We start from the raw sequence: 22,490 nt of genomic DNA, 5'->3' as shown, positions 1-22,490 counted from the left end.
TACATATTACTCAACCGTGAAAAATATATTGGACAATCACTTATAAATTTTATACTTTTGAGATATGGCTGACCGGAAGGCTCGGGCTGCTGTAAATATTAGGAGAAATCGATGGTGCTTCAGAATCAATGGGATACATCCCTCTACGAGGGAAAACACGCTTTTGTGTGGAAATACGGGGAAGACTTGCTGCAATTATTATCTGCACAACCAGGAGAGTCCATTTTGGATGTAGGATGCGGTACGGGACAGTTAGCAGCAAAAATAGCAGATGCAGGGGCTGTTGTTATGGGGATTGATGCTGATGTGATGATGGTTGAAAAAGCAAGGCAAAACTATCCTCACTTGAAGTTTTTAGTCGCTGATGCGCGAGACTTTCAAGTCAACGAACCGTTTGATGCTGTTTTCTCTAATGCAGCGCTGCACTGGATTCCACAAGCAAATGCAGTCATTCGCTGTATTGATCGAGCCCTGAAACCAGGGGGTCGTTTTGTAGCAGAGTTTGGTGGGAAAGGCAATATTCACGCGATCGCGGAAGCTCTTTATGATGTGCTTAGAGAAAATGGTTTGCAATCTCCCGAACAGCTAAACCCTTGGTACTTCCCCAGTATTAGTGAGTATGCAACTTGTTTGGAACAGCATGGGTTTGAAGTCCGCTATGCAGTTTTGTTCGATCGCCCCACAATATTAGAAGATGGAGATGCAGGCTTGGCAAATTGGATTCGGATGTTTGGCGATCGCTTTTTATCTGGGCTGTCTGTTGAGCAGCACACCCGTGTCATTCATAATATAGAACAGCGTCTGAAACCAGTGCTTTATCAAAATGGCAGATGGAGCGCTGATTATCGCAGAATCCGTGTGGTTGCTGTGAAAAACGATCGGTCTGCTTAAAAGACCTTCACAACTTCTTCATTTTGTCTCTTTACAGTAAAGAATAGGTTCCAAACAAGATTTGTTTTTGAGCCTTATATCTTAACTTTCTATGTCTAAACACTTATGTTAACCTCCCCTTGGGTTTTCCCAAGGGGTATTTTAGGTATAAAGGCAATATGATAGTTATCATTTTAACTGGAGCAGCAAAAAGCTTTTCGTAATGATGGCTGCACCTACTGTAGAAATATTTGTCATAAAAAGCATACGTTAAAAATCCCTTATGCAGATCCGCCCTCAAGCAGCTTTTCAACTCTCTTTGCGACAATCAATTCTGGGGTTGCTGGGGGTTTGTTCGCTGTTACTCCCAATGACTCAAAGTGCTGAGAGATCTCAAGCACAACAAGTCAGTACTCGGTTTTCGACTCAAGAGCGTTGTTTTGGATACCGCGTGTTCGATCTTAGCGATCGCACAGTCAATTTGCGCCAGTCTGCAAACGGTCCTGTCATCAAAACGGTGAGCAACGGAACGCAAGTCTTCGATCCCTTTCCAGACACTCCACCAATCCCACCAGGAGGAAAGTGGACGCCCGTCACTTTTCAAGGACAAACTCTTTACGTATCTACCAAATTTCTATACAGAGCGATTTATTTGGTGTTCGATCCTAATGACAGCAAGGTAAATGTTCGACAACAACCCAACGGTAGAATCATAAAGTCCCTACCCAACGAAACTGAAATCGCTTTTATCGAGCCGAAAGGAGATTGGACGAAGGTGCGTTTGGCTGCGGGGGAAGTAGGATATGTCTCCTCAAAGTTACTTAAGAAACCGAGTTGCTTCTAATTGCTAGAGCCTCAGTACAGTATTCCCATAAACTTTTGAAAACACTCCTAGGGAGAGGTCGTGTTCTGGTGCTACCTTTTTTCGCCAAATTGGTATTAATAGAAACTTTAAATATATTTCTTGATTTTATTAAAAACTTTTCCTCTAAATAAATTAAATTAAGTTTAGATGTTTATACGTAGATATGAAACGCTTTTTTTACAAAGGTATTTTAGCGATCGCTGCTACCATTACCCTAAATAACCCTTTTCCAGCCCAAGCGAACGATGATAAACTCTGGATACCCGTTAACAATAGAACAGATGGGTCTACTTATTTAGATGTTAACAGTATTACCCCTAAAGGTAATACAAAAACCTTTTGGCTCTACGCAACCGTCAATAAACCAACGCCTCAAGGATGGTCTAAAATATTAGCCCAAGGAGTTGCTAATTGCAGTACCAAATATACTACATACAGACAAGCAAAAGTGTACGACAGCCAAGATAAATTATTAAAATCAGTTCCACTTCAAGCGCTTAATAAGGAGTTGATTGCGACCCCAGGTGCTTTAACTAGGGATATTGCAGATTTTGTTTGTGGTTTAAACTGATAGTGCTAATGGCTAATAGCTAATGTCTAATTTCTAAATTGAGAATATAACTCCCCAGTTGAACTTCTCCAGCCCATAACTCATACTCTATACGCAAATGCTCGGGCAAAGGATCTCCACGTAGTGTCAAATGACGGGTAAAATTATGCAAGCGAATGGGTTCGTTTTTCTGGGTTGATTCATTGGGTAACCAATAGCGGGTTCTACCATAGGCTTCCTGTTGCCAAAAGTGACGGTAACTCAAGCGACCATTACCTTGTATGGTCATAATAGCTTGTTCGGGAGCCATTTCCATCCACCATTGTTGGTTGTTGTTGGAAGATTCAACACTGTCTTCTTGTGTTAAAGAATTTATATTCTCTGAATCTAAATTATTGACAGGTGGTTCACTCAAGAGTAAATGAAATCTATTGCGGTCTTTTTGATAGAGTGTAGCAGCAGTTTCTACAACAGAATAAATTGGCAAGTCAACAGAGATGAGCGATAGACAAACGGTTTTGCGATATTGCGTTAGCATGAGAGTAATAACGGTTAGAAGTTAGTAAAAGCAAAAAAGCTTATTGAAGGTGTGGATTTTCTTGAAGGAATTGATATAAAGTCAAGAAGAAGAACCCGTATTCATTTTCACACACACAATTTTTTATTGGTCAATTAAAATTTAGTTTGTCTTGAAGCAAGTGATTGGTATTCTCTACTGTTGTTAGAGCGATCGCATCGCCAACTGAGTAAATCAAAACAACGCGTTCTACTTTACATATATTTACCTCTTCCATAGAATTGTTGCTCGGACAGCACCCTCTGAGGTTATATAGGTACCTGTCAAGGAAACTTATGCAATTGGAGTAAGACGTTAACTAGTCAATTGGCATAATAGTTGATCTAGTATAACTGTATATAATAAAAATTGTTGAATAATTCAATATTTTTTATCAAGCATGATACCATTATTTACTAAATTTTTCCTATTGATTTTGTATAAAGAGTACCCAAAAACGCTCTGTAGCCCTTAAGGTTGTTAAAAGCAAGACCAACTTACCAACCGCAATGCCGTAATGTTACAAGAAATTAACCCAGGAACTTTAGTTAACAATCGCTACCAAGTCCAGAAAGTTTTAGGACAAGGGGGCTTTGGGAGAACTTACCTAGCATTCGATGTCCAGCGGTTTGATGAAGCTTGTGTTCTTAAAGAATTTGTCCCGGAAAATACAAAAGAAGATTTGGTTCGTAAATCCCGCGAATTATTTGAGCGGGAAGCTAAAATTTTGTACCAAATTAACCATCCCCAAATTCCCAAGTTTCTTGCTTGGTTAACTGAGGAAGATCGACTCTTTATCGTCCAGGAGTACATTCAAGGTAAAACCTACTCCGAACTCTTGTACGATCGTCTTTCTCAGCAAAAAGTACCGTTTTCTGAAGCTGAGGTTATTCAGTGGCTGCAAGATTTATTACCAGTACTGACATACATTCACCTGCAAAATATTATTCATAGAGACATTTCACTAGATAATGTCATGTTCTCGAACAAACAGTCCAAACCTGTACTGATTGATTTTGGAGTCGTTAAAGAGAAGGTCACTGAAATTTTCTCTACAACCGAGCACAATGCTTCTCCCTTTGCTCGAGGTTCCATAGTGGGGAAAGTGGGTTATTCGCCACCGGAACAAATTTATATGGGACAGTGCTATCCCTGTAGCGATATTTATGCCTTGGGAGTAAGTGCGCTTGTTCTTCTGACAGGAAAAATGCCCAATTTATTAATTGATTATCTCACCTTGAAGTGGCAATGGCGTTCCCATATTAGTATCAGCGAGCCATTAGGTAAGATACTGGACAAAATGCTAGCAGAGCAACCAGCACAACGATATCAGTCAGCTCGTGAAGTATTGTCTGCACTCCAATCAATGGTATTGGGATATACCATGACTAATGAACCTACCCGAACTCTGGGAATTCCTCCGCTAAATTTGAAAAGAGACACTTCGACAAAAACTCCTATTAATCCAGAGTTTTTAGAACTTTGCCGTCAAGAACTGACCCGTTCTGTAGGACCATTTGCCAGTCTTCTTCTTGAAGAGGTTTTGACCCGATTTCCTAACATAAACTGCAGTCAACTTGTAGAAGCTTTGATGGCAGAAATTCCTCACCCACAAAGAGCGGAAGAATTTAGAAAGCGAATGAAACTAGAATGATTTTTTACAGCATTAAAAGTAGGGTAGGTATTGCCCTAATATGGAACTTTGGGCAATACCTACCCTAATGAATGACCGAATTTATAGAAAATGCCAACTGAATTATCCGTATTTTCAAGAAAAAACTCATGAAAATTATCTAGGTCTTCCCAAGGTTGTCATGTATAAAACTGCTTCATCGCCAGGAATCCCTAACACTTCATTGACTCGATCGTCAAAAAAACCACCAATACCACTGACTCCTAAACCAAGGCGAATCGCTGCTAAATTTAACCTTTGTCCTAAATGACCCGCATCCATATGTAAATATCGGTAAACGCGATCGCCATACTGAGCAACTGCTGATTTTAAATCTGCTGTATGAAAAACAACAGCTGCTGCATCTCGCCCTAACTCCTGTCCCAAGCAGAGAAAGTGGAGTTCTTTTCTAAAGTTTTTAAAACGAATTTGTCGTAATTCTTGTGCTTTTGGTGCGTAATAGTAACAGCCTGTTTCTAGCCCTTTGACCCCAGATACAGCAATAAATGTTTCTATTAAATTTAGGTCAAAGTAATCGACTGAATTATCAAAACCTTGGTAAATGTAATTTTCATGTTGATAAGTAAAATCAAGTAAAGCTTTCAGTTCGTCAAAAGTTAAATCCTCACCACTGTAGGCGCGGGTAGATCGTCTCTTCAAAATAGTCACTTCTAACCCCTCTAGCTTTTCCCCCCAATTAATAGGGTGGCTTACAGTAGAAATTTTTTCGCAGAAAGGAAAGTTGTATTTATCTTCTAAAGACTTTTCTTGCTTGACTGTCGGTAAATTGAGCTTACCTGTTGTACCTGGTTTGATTTCTGTGGCGCGATGAAAATATTTCAGCAATTCTCCATCAGGAATGTGAGGAAAATTCGTCTCTGTGGCGGAAGGTAAAGTCGTGCGTCCTGTAGGTAAGTTCTGCTTGATATCGAGTAAATCTGCTAGGGGAAGAACTGCGATCGCACCTTCATGTAACGTATCGATATAAAGCAGTTCGTTCACTTGTTCATCAATAAAACCACCGATGGGGTGGGGGTGATAGTCAGTAATAGCTCCGGCTAACTCAATATTTCCCAAGAGATGTCCTGTATCCAAAAAAATTCGTCGGTAAGCCCTGTCTTCATAACGCCATGCCGAGCGATGGAAAATGGCAGTGAGCACAATTGCCAGTTGAGTTGCTTCCAAAGCGGGGTGCCAAAAACAAGCTTCCTGCAATTTCTGCCACACATCACTTTCCCAATAATGCATTAAAGCATGAGTTCGGCACTGATAATTATACAGACCGGGAGGTAACAACGGCGTTCCGCGAGACACTACGTACATCTCCGCAGGATACAAGCCCCCCGCGCTAGGTGCAGCACGAAGATACACAGCACTTCCCATAGAAGGCATTCTTGCTGTTAACCCATAACTGCAAAATAGCAACCGTGCAAGCCTTTGCCACCACTGACTTTCTGGGTTACCAGCAAATGCTTCTGGCTTTTCTTGAATGTACGGTCTCAGGTCAAAAACAGAGCCAATTTTGTACTCTTTAAATGGGACTGGTTGCTGAGACCAATCCAACCCCTTATTTTTAGAGGCAATGGTCTGAGGGTCATACTTAGTACGTTCGTGGTAGTGCTGAGCGATGGATTGGCGTAATTCCGGCATAAGATGTATAAATATGCTTCTGCTACATATCTTGGCATTCTAGAGGCTCATCATTTAGTCTTAATGAGTACAAATGAGGAGCGAAGAGGGAAGGTAACAAGAAAATAATTGACTCAAAGAACAATTAGGAGAGATTTTTTAATTTTTCATTAAAAATGTGAGCTGCACAATAGCAAATTTGAATTTTTAATTTTCAATTTACTATTTGTCTCTCCTGTATTCATTATCTTCTATCCGGATGAGAACTATCGGGTGTCCGTAGCAAACGTTGAGAATTTCGTCTCCAGCGAGTCAAACCATAGCCAGCCGCTACCAGAACCAACAAATAGGGGCTGTAGACAAGCAACCAGATACCCAATTTCAGCAAACCAACAGTAAATTCTCCCAAAGAGTGAGTAGAATTATTCCAAGCTTCTTGTACTTGCAAACCAAAAGCGGGTTGCGTTGCCTTGGCAGAAACTGCTGCTGCTAAATTTAAAGTAATTGTAGAGTAAGCAACTTGATTTTGTAAGTTTTTTAGCTGAGCATCAATTCGCTCTATAGATTCTCGGACATTGTTAAGTTCTTTAGCCACGCTTAAGACATCTCTGACAGAACCAGCTTTATCCATAATTTTTTGCAAATTACTTTCTGTTTTCCGCAGATTACTTAACCTTGCTTGAATATCAACAATTTGGTTACCCACATCTTCAGCCGTGATGGTACGATTTTCTACATTGCCCAATTTAGCTAACTCATCTAAGGTAGGTTCTAACAAGTTTTGAGGAACTCGCATTTGTATTGTTGCGGTATGGCGAGTATATTCAACTTTTGGCTGTTGTTCTTCCAATCCAATTAAATCTCCCTGTTGTTTGTTAATAAGTTGGGAGACAATCTCTAAACTTTTGTCTACAGAATCGACCACAACTGTCATTGATGCTTTTTTAATAAGTTGCGGGCGAGAACGGACTTGCGCTGCTTGGGCTGTAGCGGATGAATCAGTACTGACGTCATTAGCAGGGGCTTCCTCTTGAAGCGGAACATTGCTTGGTGGTGCGCCTCCGCTCATTTCAGGTGCAGCCGCACAGCCAGTAAAAATGATTCCTCCCGCTAGCAAACTCAAAATCGCTATTAAACTATGTAATTTTTTATACATACTGTGTTTGCGAGCTAACCATAGTGTGGATTCACTCAGTATGGCTGACTCAAAAATTCGTGTCTGCTATTGTTGCAGATTGTGAAACAGCAAGTGTGTTTTATGCGATCTTCTGACAAATACCCTTTTGTTTAATCCATAGAAGCTTAGTCTTAAGGTGCTTGTTAAAGAATTTAAAAGTATTTTCCCCTTTTTTAAGGATTAGACAGAGGAACATTACGAAACTCAATTTTAATATCGCCTTGATAGTAAGAGCTTTCCAGGTAAGAACTAATTTCTAACACTTCTATTTTATTAACTTCTAATGGAACTTTATTAAATGAAAAAATTGCTTTTAAAACAACATCTTTAATTAAATTATTACTTATACTATAAGGTTCCGTACTGCTACCAAATTCAACTTGTGTAGCAATATTTTCGGTTCCATTACCAAATATTCTACTTCTCCTAATTTCATTAGAATTAGAATATAAAGAAACTCTAGCGTTCTCTCGCGTACTGATTATGTTGAGAGAACACTGTACTCTCTGCACTGTTGTATCTGTAGTTGATTTTTGACATCCCAGAAGTTCAAAGGAAATGTCTTGTTGTTTGATTGCGCTTATTGGAGAATTGACTTCAGGTGTTGAAGATGGAGAAGGTAATGAACTTTCTGTAGGTGATGGAGAAGGTAATGAACTTTCTGTGAATGAGGAAGAGGGAGAGGGCGATGGTACGACTGTAGATGATAGCGTTGGAGATAAACTGGCTGTGGGTAATGGATTGATATTGGGCGTAAGTGAAACATCACCAAAAAGTTTCTTCCAGTTAAGAATGACCAAAGTGGTTGAAGCACCACCTATAAAAACTACAAGAATAACTAAAAAACCCAAAATCAACAATATTTTCTGAAAATTGTTATTGGGAGGTTTATTTCCTGTATCTTTATTACGATTTTGAGTCATTTAACATCCCCCTAGAAGAGCAATTCTCCATTAATAATATAATACTGGTAAGAGATGTAAAGCAATTTCATTTTCCTAGAGCAAGCGAACTCCCGTTACAGCGAGGCTATCACCGGAGGTGAATTGCGACCAATAGAAAATTTTGCGAAGCGCGAATCATTGTAATAGTTGCGCCTGGTTCTCTATGTAATGTTTTAATCGTTCAACCCGATCTCCGCAAAGATGCTAAGTACACTAAGAAAGAAGAGAAGGAAATCGCTAATTTTATGACGGGAACGGATTTATCTCTTTTTTACCAACTTAGTTGTTACCAATTATTCTTTTTATTACTTATTAAGTAGGTAAATTTGGTTGCGATTGTAAAAAGCTTGATAAACAGCAAAAATAATTTCAAAATATTTATTGATACCTAAAAAAACTCTACTATTTTATGAGTGTTGGCTCAATACTTATTCTTGCTGTAATTTTTTTGATAGCTAGCATTATTAGCACGATCGCGGGTAGCACTTCCCTCATTACCGTACCAGTCATGCTTGAGTTTGGAGTCGATCCGCGTATTGCCATTGCTACTAATATGCTGGCATTAACCTTTATGAGTGTTGGTGGAACACTACCTTTTTTTGGTAAGGGAATAATTAAGACTGGACGGTTACCATTGCTGATATTCTTGACGCTCATTGGCTCGATTTTAGGAGCTTTACTTGTTATTATTGTTCCCTCAAAATCAATGCCACTTATTATTTCTCTCTCTACGATCGCAGTCGCTATATTTTCAGTCACCAACCGCAATGCAGGACTAGTTCCAGTAGAGGGAATACCTTCACCAATAGCAGAAATTACAGGCTATATAGCTACCTTTATACTTGGTATTTATGGTGGCTTTTTTAGTGGAGGTTACGTAACTCTACTTACAGCCGTCTGTGTAATGTTATTTCGCATGACTTTTGTTGAAGCAATAGCGACGACTAAATTGATTAATATTTTTTCCTCACTTATAGCTACCCTTATTTTCATGAAACAAGGGTTAATAGATTACCAACTTGGAGTCATTCTTGGTGGGGTCATGTTTATAGGTGGTGCGATCGGAGGTCGTATGACTCTTAAATTAAGCAATGTTTGGTTGCAACGAATTTATCTAACAGTAGTTGCTATCTTGGCGATCGTAACATTGCGAAAATCTCAGCAACAACATCACTCAGATAACAGGAATTTTGTGACTTCAGTTGCAGGTTTAAGTACTGCTTTTTGGCTCTTGTACCCCTCGACAAAATACAAACAATTTAGTTCTATGTGGAATAGGGAGATACTATAAATACAGTCCACTGACAAATTAATAGGAAGGTATCATCTGTTGCCAAGATTTAACCTTCACACTCGCTCATATTAGCTATCATCTCAAGTGGACACTGAAATCTAGAGCGAGAAACATGGAAACAAAACAGCTGGGAAAAACAGGTGTATCTGTTAGTGCAATTGGTTTGGGGGCTATGCCAATGTCACTCAGCAGTCGTCCTCCAGAGTCAGAGTCAATAGAAGTTATCCATCATGCGTTAGATTTGGGTATTACGTTCATTGATACGGCGGACTCCTACTGTAAGGACGAATCAGACAAGCACCACAGCGAACGATTGATTCATAAAGCATTGCAAACTTATAAAGGAGCTGGTAATTCCGTTGTCATTGCAACCAAAGGCGGTTTAATGCGTCCTAATGGAAGTTGGACTCGCAACGGGGAACCCAAGCACTTAGAGGAAACCATCCGTGTTAGCTTTGAGGCGTTGGGAGGAGAAAAACCCATTGATGTTTGGCAATATCACGCTCCCGATACAAACTACACCATTGAGGAATCTCTTGCACCAGCAAAAAAAGCAGTGGAGGCGGGTATGATTCGGTTTGTCGGAGTTTCCAACTTTTCCGTTGAACAAATCAAGCGAGCGCGGGACATAGTCGATGTTGTCTCCGTGCAAAACCAGTACAATCCTTGGTATCGCCAACCTGAAGTTGACGGAGTTTTGGAGTATTGCGAACAAGAAAGTTTGACATTTTTACCTTGGAGTCCCTTTGGAGGTAGCCGCCGACACCAGGGATTGGCTGATTTTCCCACCATTGCCAAAATAGCAAAAGAAAAAGGTGTATCGGTTTACTGTATTGTTTTAGCTTGGTTGCGTTCCAAGTCGCCCAGTATTTTACCAATTCCCGGTGCTAGTAAGGTTTCCAGCATTGAAGATTCAGTTCGTGCTGTGGAAGTGAAACTATCTAATGATGAAGTTCAAAGAATCGATCGAGAAACGGCATCATAATCCGGTACAATAACAAGTTTGCAATGAAGATGATGCTTGCTGACAGGAGTTGCTAAATTATGGCCCGGATGTACTACGACGAAGATGCAAATTTAGACCTTTTGGCGGGAAAAACTATCGCTATTATTGGCTATGGTTCCCAAGGTCACGCCCACGCCCTCAACCTTAAAGATAGCGGTCTGAATGTAATTGTTGGACTATATCCGGGTAGTAAGTCGGTGGCAAAAGCTGAAGCTGCTGGATTGACCGTCAAGAATGTTGCTGACGCTGCTAAAGCTGCTGACTTGATTATGATTTTACTGCCAGATGAGGTGCAGAAAACTATTTACAAAGAAGAGATCGAACCTCATTTGGAAGAAGGAAACGTTTTATTGTTTGCTCACGGCTTCAACATTCACTTTGGTCAAGTCGTACCACCTCCTAGTGTGGATGTTGTTATGGTTGCACCCAAAGGACCCGGACATTTGGTACGTCGAACCTACGAACAGGGACAAGGGGTACCTGCTTTGTTCGCCGTATATCAAAATGCTAGCGGTCAAGCACGCGATCGCGCAATGGCATATGCCAAAGGTATTGGCGGTACTCGTGCGGGAATTCTGGAAACAACGTTCCGCGAAGAAACCGAAACCGATTTGTTTGGCGAACAATCTGTCTTGTGCGGTGGTTTAAGCGCCCTTATCAAAGCTGGTTTTGAAACTTTAGTGGAAGCAGGATATCAGCCAGAGTTAGCTTACTTTGAATGTCTCCATGAAGTTAAATTGATTGTTGACTTAATTGTGGAAGGTGGCTTAGCTAAAATGCGCGACAGCATTTCTAACACTGCTGAATATGGAGACTACACTCGCGGACCTCGGATTGTGAATGATCAAACCAAAGCAGAAATGCGCCGCATTCTCAAAGAAATTCAATCCGGTCAATTTGCACGAGAATTCGTTTTAGAAAACCAAGCTGGTAAACCGGGTTTTACCTCCATGCGCCGTCAAGAAGCCGAACATCCCATTGAAGATGTTGGCAAAGATTTACGAGCCATGTTTAGCTGGATGAAAAACGGCTAAAGGATAAAGGATGAAAGATAAAGCATAAATTCTTTAGCCTTTATCTTTCATTCAAAAATATACTTATCTTTTGAGCTTAAACTATATTTATAGATTTCAATATCGGTACTGGGTTTGCGAATTCGTTCTTGACAAGTCGTGGCGGAAATTGCTTCGCGAATTTCGGTGATTTCTTAGCCGAAATTGTCACTGGAGGAAGCGAGGGTGTAGACAAAGACGAGGTTGTTACAAGCTGCGGCTAAGTCCATTAAAGAGAATAAAAACGCCACAACTTGTTGAGCTAAGTTACTGTTACTAATTAGTGTCGCTTTGGCGGCTCGCAAATATCTGGATATTTCATCTAGTACATGAAGGCAGAAGTACGATGGCAGAGGGCAGAAGGCGCAAAAGCTTTGATTGTAAGCTTTTTATCTGTTATTAATGGTCTAGTTATTTACGCCATGCTGTACTAGGATGATGACGCTGGGTTGTTAGTGTATGATTCTTTCTAAAATGACCGTAGTAAGTCTTTATTCTTGTGAAGAGTGCTCTTGTTTATTAATTTGGCATAGTAGTAACTGTTCGCGCTGTTCGAGGTATGCAAGGTCTTCTAATAGCTTTAGAGTGCGTTGGCGTACTTTTTCTAGATGATGGTGGTAATAGTTTTTATCAAGAAGATTGTTGACTCGCTGTTCTTGTTCTGACTCTGACATGATACCCGCGAAAGCGTATTTTTCTAGTTCATATATTTCCTCTTGCCATTGGAGTAGTTCTTCTGTAGTTTTTAGTTTTTTAAGTTCCTGTGTCATGGTGGGCTTCCCTTAATCGCTGTTGTCTTGTTAAAAATTCTTGTGCTGCATCAGGAGTCAGTATCATTTCTCCCGAACCATTCGTTTCTATAAATCCAATTTTTTTATAGAATGGGCGAGCACTGGGTATGGTTATTGCTTTAACGATACCATTGAATTCGAGAGGTTGACTCTCACGTACTAATTCTTCAATTAGCGAGGTAGCACTTCCCGAACAGGTTTCTGGTTGTGGTTGGGTAATTATATTCCATGGTGCATTGGTAAGACTTTCGATCGCCAAGCCTGTACAAATTTGGTCATCGATATTGATTTGTGCTACTTCAATGATGCACGCAGATTGTAGTATTCCTTGAGCATCTTTTACGCCTCTAAAATCATCGCGTCTGCTTATTAAAAGCTCATCTAGCACTTCTACCTTCGCCATACAGTGGAAAAACGTAGTGTTTTTAGCATTTTCCTTATCTCCTTGGTAGTAGAGGTTCAGATACTCTTCGATTTTTCTTATCCACATAATTAAACCTTGTTGAAGTTCAACTGTTGCTCCAATTATGTACGAAAAAGTATTCATGATTTTTTTGAGATACTGAGTGATTATTGTTCTTTCTTTCTCCGACATCTCTTGCCATGATACTACCTCTAGGACTGTGATGCTTTGCGACGTTGATTTTTAATAGTTTGTTTTTACACTTATTGCTTGACCGTATTATCTCGTAGTCTTATTCAAAAATCAAATAGGAATCCTATACTTTTTATACGTGACATTTCTTACTTACCTCCATTTTTAAAACCTTTTTCCGTTTCTTCTATTGCTTTCTCCGTTCTTTGATTGGGGTTGGTTTTTGGTCGCCAGCTTGGAAACAACCCGATTACCCATTTGTTAATTGTTGTACGAGTGTTGAGACTGGTAGAACTCAAGGGTTTGGGAAGAAAACTGTCGCCAAAACCAACAAAAATCAAAAAAAGTATTAATAAAAAGCCGGTGGCTGTTTTTCTGTCCATATAAGTTGTTTTATCTACACAAGCGATAAGAACTCTTATATTTAGGCTTCCCAATGTTTGCTCGTTTTGCTAAGTTTTCTCTTCTTTATTTGTTAAAGTCCCAAATATGGTAAAAACGTACTAGCAAACAAAGCAGCTTGAGTGCGATCGCGCAAGTGAAGTTGGCTCAAAATACTTGTCACGTGATTTCTCACTGTCCGTTCCGATATGTAAAGCTCGTGAGCAATCTCACGGTTGCTATATCCCATTGCAATTAAGCGCAACACTTCTTTTTCTCTAGGAGACAGTTTTGCTATTTCTGATGGTACGGGAGATGCTACGGGTTGGGGTTCCTGAGGAAAAGCAAAAGCTTTTTCAAAAAGACCCGGTCCCATGTGAGTATAACCTTGATGAACTGCATGAATGGCAATTGCTAGCTCCTCAAGGGGAGTATGCTTCAAAACATAACCCCTCGCCCCATAACGCATTGCTTGCGTCACATATTCATCATCGTCAAAAGTCGTCAACACCAAAATCCGAACTTCAGGAAACCGCTGAGAAAAAACTTGAGTTGCAGCTACACCATCCATCACAGGCATTCTAACATCCATCAACACAACATCTGGTTGCATTGATGTACGGGCAAGATCTTCCATCACTTCAAGCGCCCGCTGACCGTTTTCAGCATCTCCCACCACCCGCAAATCTGGTTTTGATTCAAGCAAATTTTTCAGACCCTGACGAATAATCATTTGGTCGTCTACCAGTAACAAGCGAATTATGGAATTTTGCATTGGGGATGGGATTTTAGATGGCTGTGGATTCAGAATACATCACTGATGAATTTATTACAGGAATAACTACTTGAATTCGGCATCCCTTCCCAGGTTCACTAAAAATATAGAAAGTTCCGCCCAAAGCCGCAGCTCGTTCTCGCATCCCCTGAAGCCCAAAACCAGTGGTATTTTGTTTTGGATTAAAACCTTTACCATTGTCTTCTACAAGCAAGTTGAGTTGTCCGGCTTGAGATTGTAATTGAATGGTAACCTGCGTTGCAGCACTGTGTTTTGATATGTTGGTCAGTGCTTCCTGCAAAATGCGATAAATTGTAATGCTGACTTCAGATGTTAAGGGAGAGGTTAAACTCACTTTCCAGTTTGGGGTTAAGTGAGTTCTATTGCGAAAGTCTTGAATAAGATTGCTAATTGCACTTTCTAACGATTTGCCACGCAAAGGATCGGCTCTCAGTGTCGCTACTGAACGGGAAACTTCTTGCAATGCTTGGTAAGCTAGTTGTTTTGCTTCTCTTAAAAATTCTACGGCTCTATCTGTGTTTGACGGTAACAACAACAGAGCATTTTCTAACTGAATTGTTTGAGCAGTTAAGGCATGTCCTAAAGAGTCATGAATCTCGCGTGCAATGCGATTTCGCTCTTGTAAAGTCGCTTGGTTTTCAATTCTCAAAGCGTATTGACGGAGTTGTTCGTGAGCGATCGCGAGTTCTTGGCGACTTCTACGTTCTGACAAAACAGCATTAACTAATAATACTACAAATGCTAGCGTCAGTGCAAAAGAAATCGCATTATTGAGGATCAAATTTGCCGTATTTGTGGCAATTTGTTCTGCAATTGGTTTTGGTTGTCCGATAGGAATTCTCACAAAAATCATGGATTGACTTCTGATGATAATAATATAAAGGTAGGAAACATAAACTAAACCAGCAACAATCAATCGACCCCAAAGTTTAAACATTTGGCAGCTGCGAATAACTGCAATTAACCCAAGCATGGGAATAAAGCGAATGTAATTGCTCACCACAGCAGGGAGGAAAACAATTCCCAATACCACAGCCGTATAAACCACCTTGTGAGTGAACTTGTGAGTTGGTAACCTCAAACCCATAACCCCAAACACCACAATTATCAGAACAGTCAGCCAAGGGGAAGTCTGTAATGGGTAAATCGGGGGTAGCAGGAGTGCAGTTAAGGTACTCATGCCTAAAAGCAACCACTCCAGATATAACATTAAGCGCAGAGGGGGCAGAGAACGTGACATTGAGATTATCGATACCAATAATAAAACGTCTCATTCCTAAAGTAATTCACTTTTACAAAAGAGGTTGGGAAATAAGAATCGAAAATAAAAAAAATAGGAATTGGACTATTTTCAACCAAGCTCTCATCCCCAAACCTTGACCCCTTTCCCCTAGATCCTGAGCCAACACCATGACAAAAGTCACAAAGCTATAGTTACTTTTTTCCCAAATTAATTGGGAGTTTTGCTTCATGCCATCTATATAGTTGAGCGCCTACGATGATCGGTGAGCAGTTGTTAGTTATCAGTTATCGCGTTTAAGTGGTCACTGTTCACTGGTTACTGTTCTCTGATAGATTGTCTCATGCTCCATCTCCCCAGTCCCAAATAAATGGGGGCTTGGGAGTTTTTTAAATTTATTATTAAATTACAGGATAATTGTTACGGGATGACGGAAGTGAAGGAAGCATCAGAATTAAACAGCAGTACGCGACCTTGGAAAGAAACTGACTCTCTCAAGAGGCGTGTGAAAATCAGTATACCAAAATGGGCAGTGGCATTGCTGATTTTAGGGCTTCTTGGGGGAGGCGGCTACTTCGGGGTACAGCAATTCATGATGACACAGCGTCAGGAATTTCGCCGTCGCATTCAAACAGCATCTGTTGAACGAACAAATCTTCCTGTCACGATCGCAGCCAACGGCACTGTCAAGCCAGAGCGCTCGATTAACGTCAGCCCGAAAAACTCAGGCGTTCTCAAGCAACTCCTTGTCAAGGAAGGCGATCGCATCCGGCAAGGACAAATTTTAGCATATATGGATGACTCCAACCTGCGAGGGCAACTTACCCAAGCCAAAGGAGAATTAGCAAATGCCCAAGCAAATTTGCGGTTGGTGCTAGCAGGTAACCGGAGTGAAGATATTGCCAAAGCAAGATCTGATGTAATGAAAAACGAAGCCCAACTTCTTCAAGCAAAATCTCGCCTGGACTTGGCAACCTCTCGGGTGAAGCGGTTGCAGGGTCCGGTGTCAGAAGGAGCTGTTGCTCGTGACTCGTTAGACGAAGCTTTAACGGAAGAACGTAATGCCAAAGATAATATAGAACAGGTCAGAGCCAGCTTAGCTGTAGCCAGAGAAGAACTTGCCAAGCAAAAGAATGGTTCTCGTCCGGAGGAAATTGACCAAGCACGCGCTCAAGTCTTATCTGCACAAGGGCGTTTGCAGACAACACAAGAACAAATCAACGATACAATTATTCGCGCTCCCTTCGCTGGAGTCGTCACGCGTAAATATGCTGACCCCGGAGCCTTCGTAGCTCCCACCACAGCAGGAAGTGATGTGTCTTCTGCTACTTCATCTTCTATTCTTGCACTGGCATCGCAAAATCAGGTAACAGCAAAAGTTGCTGAAACTAATATTTCTCAAATCAAATTAGGACAATCGGTCACAATTAGAGCAGACGCTTATCCAGATAAAACGTTTACAGGAAAGGTAATTCAAGTTGCAGCCCAGTCCACAGTGGATCAAAACGTCACAAACTTTGAAGTCAAAGCCTCCCTGAGCGATCCGCAAAACATACTGAGATCTGGGATGAACGTGAATGTAGATTTTAACGTGGGGCAATTAGATAACGCCTTAGTCATTCCCACAGTTGCCATTGTGAGGCAAGACAATTCTAGTGGAGTTATGGTGCTATCTGATTCTAAAGAAGGAAACAGAAAACGACCGCGATTCCGACCAATTTCAACTGGCGTCACAGTGCGCAATAAAACCGTAGTTCGCTCTGGTTTGAGTGAGGGAGAACAAATTTTGTTGAGTTTTCCACCAGGGTCACGTCCCCAGCAGGGAATGGGTCCCAGAATGTCGCCTTTTGGCGGCGGTGGCGGTGGCGGTGGCGGCGGACTGCCAAGGCGCGTGCGTTAGGAGGGGTATTTTTATGGCAAAGTCTATTAAATTAACCAAAATTTCGTTATTTGAAATTCTATCGATGGCAGTGGAAGCCCTGTGGAGCAATCGTCTCCGCACGGGATTAACAATGCTGGGAGTTATTATAGGTATTACTTCGGTTATTGCCGTGACCTCTGTGGGGCAGGGTATACAGAAAGCAACCGAGCTACAGATTCAAGCGCTTGGTTCTAATGTCATGCTGGTGCTAGCGGGATTTGCTCGCACTGGGGGGATCAGTCAGGGTGTTGGGACTTCATCAACTCTCACTTGGGAAGATGCACGAGCAATAGCCGAGCAAGTTACGGCGGCGGAATCTGTCACGGCTTATCTACAGCGTGGAGTTCAGGTGGTTTATGAGGGACAAAATATTTCTACCACGGTTCTGGGTACAGATCTCAATTACCCAGAGGTGAGAAATGTTAACCCTCAAGAAGGGCAGTACTTTACTCAAGAAGACTTGGATAGCGCCAAACCAGTGGTTGTTCTGGGGAGTAAGGTGCGGGACGATCTTTTTGGTGTTGGGGGGTCAGCGATCGGGGCTAATATTCGCATTCAAAATGGACGATATACAGTTATTGGGGTGATGGAGGAGAAAGGCGCATCGGGAACTCAAAACCAAGATGACCAGATGTATATCCCGCTGACAAATATGTCTGCCAGAATTGTTGGTAACAATGCTCTCAACGGTACGGCTATTAATGGTGTGTGGATCAAAACTCGAGACGAGGCGCAGTTGGATGCGGCTCAGTTTCAGGTGACAAACTTGCTCCGCATTCGGCACAACATTTACCCGCCTCAAGCAGATGACTTTCGCATCATCAATCAAGTTGATATTATCAACACTTTTACCAGTGTTGTAAGTCTGTTTACCGTTTTGGTAGGAGCTATCGCTGGTATTTCCCTGATTGTTGGGGGGATTGGTATTGCTAATATCATGTTAGTTTCAGTTGTGGAAAGAACCAGAGAAATTGGTATCCGCAAGGCAGTAGGAGCAACCAAAAGTGCCATTCTGAGTCAGTTCTTGACTGAAGCGGTGGCTGTAGCCATTGTCGGTGGAGCAATTGGTATTGGTTTTGGCATTTGCTTGACCTTTATAGCTGCTAATGTGTTTAAATTTCCATTTATTGTGTCCTTCTGGGCAATTGTTGCTGGTTTTGGTGTCTCGTTCATCACGGGATTGGTAGCAGGAGTTATCCCAGCCCGTAACGCTGCTCGACTCGATCCCATTAATGCTTTACGGAGCGATTAAAATTATGAATTATGAATTATGAATTATGAATTCGTAGAGGGTAGGAAATTATTATTATGGCAGCGATGATTTGGATGGAAAGCATTACCAAAACTTACCGTTTGGGTGAGACTGAAGTACCAATCCTGAAAGGGATTGATTTGACAGTAGAGGAAGGTGAGTATGTTGCCATTATGGGAATGTCCGGTTCTGGTAAGTCTACTTTGATGAATATCATAGGTTGTTTGGATCGCCCCACAAGCGGATACTATGTTTTAGAGGGTCAAAATTTGACGACTTTAAATGATGATGAGTTAGCTTTTATCCGCAACCAGCGTCTTGGTTTTGTGTTTCAGCAATTCAACCTTTTGCCTCGTGCGACTGCTGTGGAAAATGTTATGCTACCCATGGTTTATGCAGGGGTTCCCAAGCATCAACGACAGAAGAGAGCGATCGCAGCTTTAACAAGAGTTGGGTTAGCAGAAAGGCTGAACAACCGCCCCAACCAACTTTCCGGCGGACAACAGCAAAGAGTCGCGATCGCCCGTGCTTTAGTGAATCGTCCTGCTTTGGTGCTTGCAGATGAACCAACAGGTGCATTGGATAGTCAAACTTCACAAGAAGTAATGGATTTACTGAGTGAATTAAACCATCAAGGCATCACAATTGTCATTGTGACTCATGAACCTGATGTTGCTGCAAGAACTAATAGGGTTATTCACGTTAAGGATGGATTGATTGTTTCTCCTGTTAGCGCTCTTTAGAAAAATCCGTAAACTCTTTACCTCCATTTGGATCTATCTGTGGGTGAATGCTCTAAGACAAATAGGTATGGTAGGTTAGGGGTTCTGCGGTCAGACTGCCCGTAAAAATCTAAATGCCACTATATAACAAACGATAAAGGTTATATTACAAAACTTTATTTTGCCTTATAGGCAAAAAAAGTTTATTTAGCTTCTAAATTTGGGCATTCTTAATAGTATCCAGAAGAGCCAACAACTATGTTAGTGCTTCTTCCTGTTTTGCATGGAGATAAATTGATATGAAAAGTGATTTTCTTTACCCTCATAAAGCCTACCATGGTGTTACAACTCCAGAAAATCTTAAGTTTGACGCAATGTTGCAGTACTTTACACAACGCGTTGACTATATTGTAGGATTAGAAACTAATGGCAAGCTTCCCAGCGTTGAAGCTTTTGAAAAAATCCAGTCTTTATGGGAACAATTGGATAACTTAAAAAAAGAACTCGGAATTGGAAAATCCAGTTCTAATGGTGACCAAAAGTAAACTAATTAGAGAAGCGATCGCATGCTGTGTAAGGAAACAATAATTCAAAGTGTTCTTTTTCTCAGAAAGAAAGCAGAACCAAGTCCACACTCTTTAGATTCAAGAAGAAAATTTTTGCAAGCCCCCTTTGATGATTGGATATCCAAGGGGGCTTTTTCTATAAGAAACTGCAGAAGCACGCAGACGAACACAAGTTAACCACTCCTCGACTATTGCGGTACGAGGCTTTATCCCCCTCCGCAAGTAACAGAGCTTCAAGAGTTCTGGTTTGCATTGATGGTCTTACTTATCCTGTTGAGACTCAACTCCTTCATCAATCCAAAGATCGATGGCTGCTTTTACTGCTGATTCAGTTATGGCAGACCACTCTTTTTCATTAATAATTGTCCTAAAGACGGCTCTTTTACCGTGTCCAACTTTTTCTATTGGGTGTCCACGATATACTACATTTTTAGGCTTAATCATTTTTTTCCCAATTTTAATAACTATTGTAACTTACATCTGATAGTATTTTTGAACTATTGACACTTACTTGAGATTATTAAGCGCTCAATCGATCGTCAAAATCAATCGGCTGACTGAACTTTAATATTTTTAGTATCTTTTATTACCTCTTAAGGAGCTTTGATAAGTATATATAGGCATAATGTAATATCTACCCCTACCTGAAGTCCTACGAAATACCTTTCTTGTAATGGTAGAAAATTATTGCTGGTTAAGAAATCATCCAGTTTGGGAATTCTAAAAAGAGCAATATTCAAAGCTCGCTCTGAGGCTATAGATGTTCCCAAAATCAGCTTTGCCAAAATTTAGTTTTCGGTGCGATCGCACTCTGTTAATTGGGTTTTTAATCCTGCTACCTGTTCATTGTGCCCTAGCCAAGTTAGCAACAGCATTTACGTTTCCAGATGGCGCAACTGCCATTTGGCCTTCATCTGGTGTCTTTTTGGCAACAATGCTGCTGTTTGGGCGACGGTTTTGGATTATCTTGCTGCTTTGTGATTTTATTATTGTCCGAGCGATTTATGGCAATATACTTGCTTCTTTTGTATTTGCATCACTGGATACGCTCGATCCACTAATTATTACTACCTTAGTTATTCGTTTTATTCCAAAACGCTACCCATTTCATCGCGCCAAAGATGCTATTAAATTTATTATATCACTTTTCACTTTTACGCCTTTCACTACCTTAGTAGGGGCAATAACTCAGTGTTATTTCGGTATTTCAAGCTGGAACAACTTTCGACTAGTTTGGCTGGGGTGGTATATCAATACAGTTGTCAGTATGTTAATTATTACTCCAGTCTTATTAGCCTTCCACAATTTCCTCACCCATCAGCGATTCCAACGAAAATCGATCGCCGAATTTCTTGTAGTCACAGCCCTGTTGGTTGGCATTGGCTTTGCAGCTTTTTGGAGCAATAATCCGGTAGAGTATTTGATGGTGCTGCCATTACTGTGGGCGGCTTTTCGCTTGCAACAGTGGCAAACTACACTTTTAATTATTGTAATGGCCAGCATTGCAATTGTTGGCACATCTAAAGGGTTTGGCTCATTTACTAAAGAGTCAGTTGGTACTTCTCTGTTGCTGTTGCAATCTTTTATAAGTGCATTGACTATTGCAACATTAATTCTATCAGCAGCAATGCAAGAAAATCGTACCTCAGCTAGCCAACTAGAACAAGCTAACAATGAGCTAGAACATCGTGTTGAACAGCGAACTGCAGAACTGAAGCAGACTCTAAAAGAATTGCAAAATATGCAAGCGCAACTTGTTCAAAAAGAAAAAATGTCCAGTTTGGGACAGTTGGTTGCTGGTGTAGCCCATGAAATTAATAATCCAGTTAACTTCATTCATGGCAATATAGCCCACGTGCAAGAATATACGCAAAATTTATTAGGGTTTGTGGAGTTACAGCAGCAGTATAATCCTGACCCCGCCCCGGAAATTGTCACAGCTGCTGAGAATATAGATTTGGAGTTTTTGCAAGAAGACTTGCCAAAAATATTATCGTCGATGAAATTAGGTACCGATCGCATTCGTCAAATTGTCTTGTCGTTGAGAAACTTCTCACGCATGGACGAAGCTGAATTTAAAGAAGTTGATATTCATGCAGGAATCGACAGTACATTGATGATTTTGCAACATCGCCTCAAAGCCACATCAGAAAAACCAGAAATAGAAGTGATTAAAAATTACGGTATTCTACCTTTAGTTGAATGTTATGCCGGACAACTTAACCAGGTGTTTATGAATATTCTGGCCAATGCTATCGATGCCTTAGAAGAGGGCAATGCTAAGAAAATTAAAGACGAGTCTAATAGAATTACAATTCGTACAGACGTTGTTAATTCAAATTGGATAGAAGTGACTGTCGCTGATAATGGAATTGGTATTGCAAGCAACATCCAACAGCGAATATTCGATCCCTTCTTCACCACTAAACCCATTGGTAAAGGCACTGGAATGGGGCTGTCTATTTGTTATCAAATTATTACAGAAAACCATGCAGGCAAACTAGATTTCTGCTCAATTCCTAATGAAGGAACTGAGTTTATCATTCAGATCCCTTTTCAGCAACAAGCTCGTGCTAAATAAGCCGAAATATTGTATCAAATTTTTAGAAAA

The 22,490-nt window shown here is 40.8% G+C and carries 23 protein-coding genes; 12 read left to right on the top strand and 11 right to left on the bottom strand.

What is annotated here, in order from left to right; translation table 11 throughout:
- Positions 1–111 precede the first annotated feature (111 nt).
- From AB0756_RS06155 to AB0756_RS06145, 3 genes are all read left to right on the top strand, one after another.
- On the top strand, positions 112–891 hold the full coding sequence (locus AB0756_RS06155; protein ID WP_202048595.1) for a class I SAM-dependent methyltransferase: 780 nt from the start codon (positions 112–114) through the stop codon (positions 889–891).
- A 262-nt stretch (positions 892–1,153) separates the two neighbouring features.
- Complete coding sequence (locus AB0756_RS06150; RefSeq protein ID WP_038090539.1) at positions 1,154–1,714, top strand: SH3 domain-containing protein; 561 nt, start codon at positions 1,154–1,156, stop codon at positions 1,712–1,714.
- Positions 1,715–1,898: 184 nt separating this feature from the next.
- On the top strand, positions 1,899–2,306 hold the full coding sequence (locus tag AB0756_RS06145) for a surface-adhesin E family protein (RefSeq protein ID WP_038090543.1): 408 nt from the start codon (positions 1,899–1,901) through the stop codon (positions 2,304–2,306).
- Between the two features lie 19 nt (positions 2,307–2,325).
- Here AB0756_RS06145 and AB0756_RS06140 read toward each other — a convergent pair whose 3' ends face one another.
- Both AB0756_RS06140 and AB0756_RS06135 read right to left on the bottom strand, forming a co-directional pair.
- Positions 2,326–2,823: a hypothetical protein gene (locus AB0756_RS06140; protein ID WP_038090546.1), complete on the bottom strand. Its 498-nt coding sequence runs from the start codon at positions 2,821–2,823 to the stop codon at positions 2,326–2,328.
- A 130-nt stretch (positions 2,824–2,953) separates the two neighbouring features.
- On the bottom strand, positions 2,954–3,079 hold the full coding sequence (locus AB0756_RS06135) for a hypothetical protein (RefSeq protein WP_272899716.1): 126 nt from the start codon (positions 3,077–3,079) through the stop codon (positions 2,954–2,956).
- A 279-nt stretch (positions 3,080–3,358) separates the two neighbouring features.
- Between AB0756_RS06135 and AB0756_RS06130 the strand changes: the two genes are divergently transcribed.
- Positions 3,359–4,495: a serine/threonine-protein kinase gene (locus tag AB0756_RS06130; protein ID WP_038090551.1), complete on the top strand. Its 1,137-nt coding sequence runs from the start codon at positions 3,359–3,361 to the stop codon at positions 4,493–4,495.
- Positions 4,496–4,630: 135 nt separating this feature from the next.
- On the opposite strand, the gene AB0756_RS06125 is transcribed toward AB0756_RS06130, so the two are convergent.
- The 3 genes from AB0756_RS06125 to AB0756_RS06115 form a co-directional block, all read right to left on the bottom strand.
- A complete protein-coding gene (locus AB0756_RS06125; RefSeq protein ID WP_038090553.1) occupies positions 4,631–6,163 on the bottom strand; it encodes a SagB/ThcOx family dehydrogenase in 1,533 nt (510 codons plus the stop codon).
- Between the two features lie 223 nt (positions 6,164–6,386).
- Positions 6,387–7,298 carry a DUF4349 domain-containing protein gene (locus AB0756_RS06120; RefSeq protein ID WP_038090564.1) on the bottom strand — a complete coding sequence of 304 codons (912 nt, stop codon included), beginning with the start codon at positions 7,296–7,298 and terminating at the stop codon, positions 6,387–6,389.
- A gap of 194 nt (positions 7,299–7,492) precedes the next feature.
- On the bottom strand, positions 7,493–8,242 hold the full coding sequence (locus AB0756_RS06115; protein ID WP_050046335.1) for a hypothetical protein: 750 nt from the start codon (positions 8,240–8,242) through the stop codon (positions 7,493–7,495).
- A gap of 430 nt (positions 8,243–8,672) precedes the next feature.
- On the opposite strand from AB0756_RS06115, the gene AB0756_RS06110 reads away from it, so the two are divergent.
- The 3 genes from AB0756_RS06110 (at position 8,673) to ilvC (ending at position 11,597) form a co-directional block, all read left to right on the top strand.
- Positions 8,673–9,554, top strand: coding sequence for a sulfite exporter TauE/SafE family protein (locus AB0756_RS06110; protein WP_082051799.1), 882 nt, complete (start codon positions 8,673–8,675; stop codon positions 9,552–9,554).
- A 115-nt stretch (positions 9,555–9,669) separates the two neighbouring features.
- Positions 9,670–10,542, top strand: a complete 873-nt coding sequence (locus AB0756_RS06105; RefSeq protein WP_038090573.1) for an aldo/keto reductase — start codon at positions 9,670–9,672, stop codon at positions 10,540–10,542.
- Positions 10,543–10,601: 59 nt separating this feature from the next.
- On the top strand, positions 10,602–11,597 hold the full coding sequence (gene ilvC / locus AB0756_RS06100) for a ketol-acid reductoisomerase (RefSeq protein ID WP_038090576.1): 996 nt from the start codon (positions 10,602–10,604) through the stop codon (positions 11,595–11,597).
- A 509-nt stretch (positions 11,598–12,106) separates the two neighbouring features.
- Here the strand turns inward: ilvC and AB0756_RS06095 are convergent.
- From AB0756_RS06095 to AB0756_RS06075, 5 genes are all read right to left on the bottom strand, one after another.
- Positions 12,107–12,385 (bottom strand): hypothetical protein, encoded by a 279-nt coding sequence (locus tag AB0756_RS06095; protein ID WP_038090580.1) that lies wholly within the window; start codon positions 12,383–12,385, stop codon positions 12,107–12,109.
- Entirely contained in the window at positions 12,369–12,953 is a 585-nt protein-coding gene (locus tag AB0756_RS06090; protein WP_050046334.1) for a hypothetical protein, read from the bottom strand. Before AB0756_RS06090 ends, AB0756_RS06095 begins: the two co-directional genes overlap by 17 nt.
- A 197-nt stretch (positions 12,954–13,150) precedes the next feature.
- The gene (locus AB0756_RS06085; RefSeq protein ID WP_038090584.1) at positions 13,151–13,384 is read right to left on the bottom strand and encodes a hypothetical protein; all 234 of its coding nucleotides are present in this window, start codon (positions 13,382–13,384) and stop codon (positions 13,151–13,153) included.
- A gap of 92 nt (positions 13,385–13,476) precedes the next feature.
- Positions 13,477–14,145, bottom strand: coding sequence for a response regulator (locus AB0756_RS06080; protein WP_038090651.1), 669 nt, complete (start codon positions 14,143–14,145; stop codon positions 13,477–13,479).
- Positions 14,146–14,170: 25 nt separating this feature from the next.
- A complete protein-coding gene (locus AB0756_RS06075; RefSeq protein ID WP_050046333.1) occupies positions 14,171–15,418 on the bottom strand; it encodes a sensor histidine kinase in 1,248 nt (415 codons plus the stop codon).
- A 427-nt stretch (positions 15,419–15,845) separates the two neighbouring features.
- On the opposite strand from AB0756_RS06075, the gene AB0756_RS06070 reads away from it, so the two are divergent.
- From AB0756_RS06070 to AB0756_RS06055, 4 genes are all read left to right on the top strand, one after another.
- The gene (locus AB0756_RS06070) at positions 15,846–17,318 is read left to right on the top strand and encodes an efflux RND transporter periplasmic adaptor subunit (RefSeq protein WP_038090657.1); all 1,473 of its coding nucleotides are present in this window, start codon (positions 15,846–15,848) and stop codon (positions 17,316–17,318) included.
- Positions 17,319–17,331: 13 nt separating this feature from the next.
- Positions 17,332–18,591 carry an ABC transporter permease gene (locus AB0756_RS06065; RefSeq protein WP_038090592.1) on the top strand — a complete coding sequence of 420 codons (1,260 nt, stop codon included), beginning with the start codon at positions 17,332–17,334 and terminating at the stop codon, positions 18,589–18,591.
- Positions 18,592–18,647: 56 nt separating this feature from the next.
- Positions 18,648–19,334: an ABC transporter ATP-binding protein gene (locus AB0756_RS06060; RefSeq protein WP_272899717.1), complete on the top strand. Its 687-nt coding sequence runs from the start codon at positions 18,648–18,650 to the stop codon at positions 19,332–19,334.
- Between the two features lie 278 nt (positions 19,335–19,612).
- Positions 19,613–19,858 (top strand): DUF7219 family protein, encoded by a 246-nt coding sequence (locus AB0756_RS06055; protein ID WP_038090595.1) that lies wholly within the window; start codon positions 19,613–19,615, stop codon positions 19,856–19,858.
- 282 nt (positions 19,859–20,140) lie between these two features.
- Here AB0756_RS06055 and AB0756_RS06050 read toward each other — a convergent pair whose 3' ends face one another.
- Positions 20,141–20,323, bottom strand: a complete 183-nt coding sequence (locus AB0756_RS06050; protein ID WP_038090597.1) for a hypothetical protein — start codon at positions 20,321–20,323, stop codon at positions 20,141–20,143.
- A gap of 316 nt (positions 20,324–20,639) precedes the next feature.
- Here AB0756_RS06050 and AB0756_RS06045 point away from each other — a divergent pair, with 316 nt between their 5' ends.
- Positions 20,640–22,460, top strand: a complete 1,821-nt coding sequence (locus AB0756_RS06045) for an MASE1 domain-containing protein (protein ID WP_038090600.1) — start codon at positions 20,640–20,642, stop codon at positions 22,458–22,460.
- Positions 22,461–22,490 lie beyond the last annotated feature (30 nt).

This window comes from Tolypothrix campylonemoides VB511288_2, from assembly GCF_045999855.1.
Lineage (GTDB): Bacteria > Cyanobacteriota > Cyanobacteriia > Cyanobacteriales > Nostocaceae > Scytonema > Scytonema bouteillei_A.
Note: the sequence above shows the minus strand (reverse complement) of the source record. Positions and strands in the feature narration are given on the sequence as shown.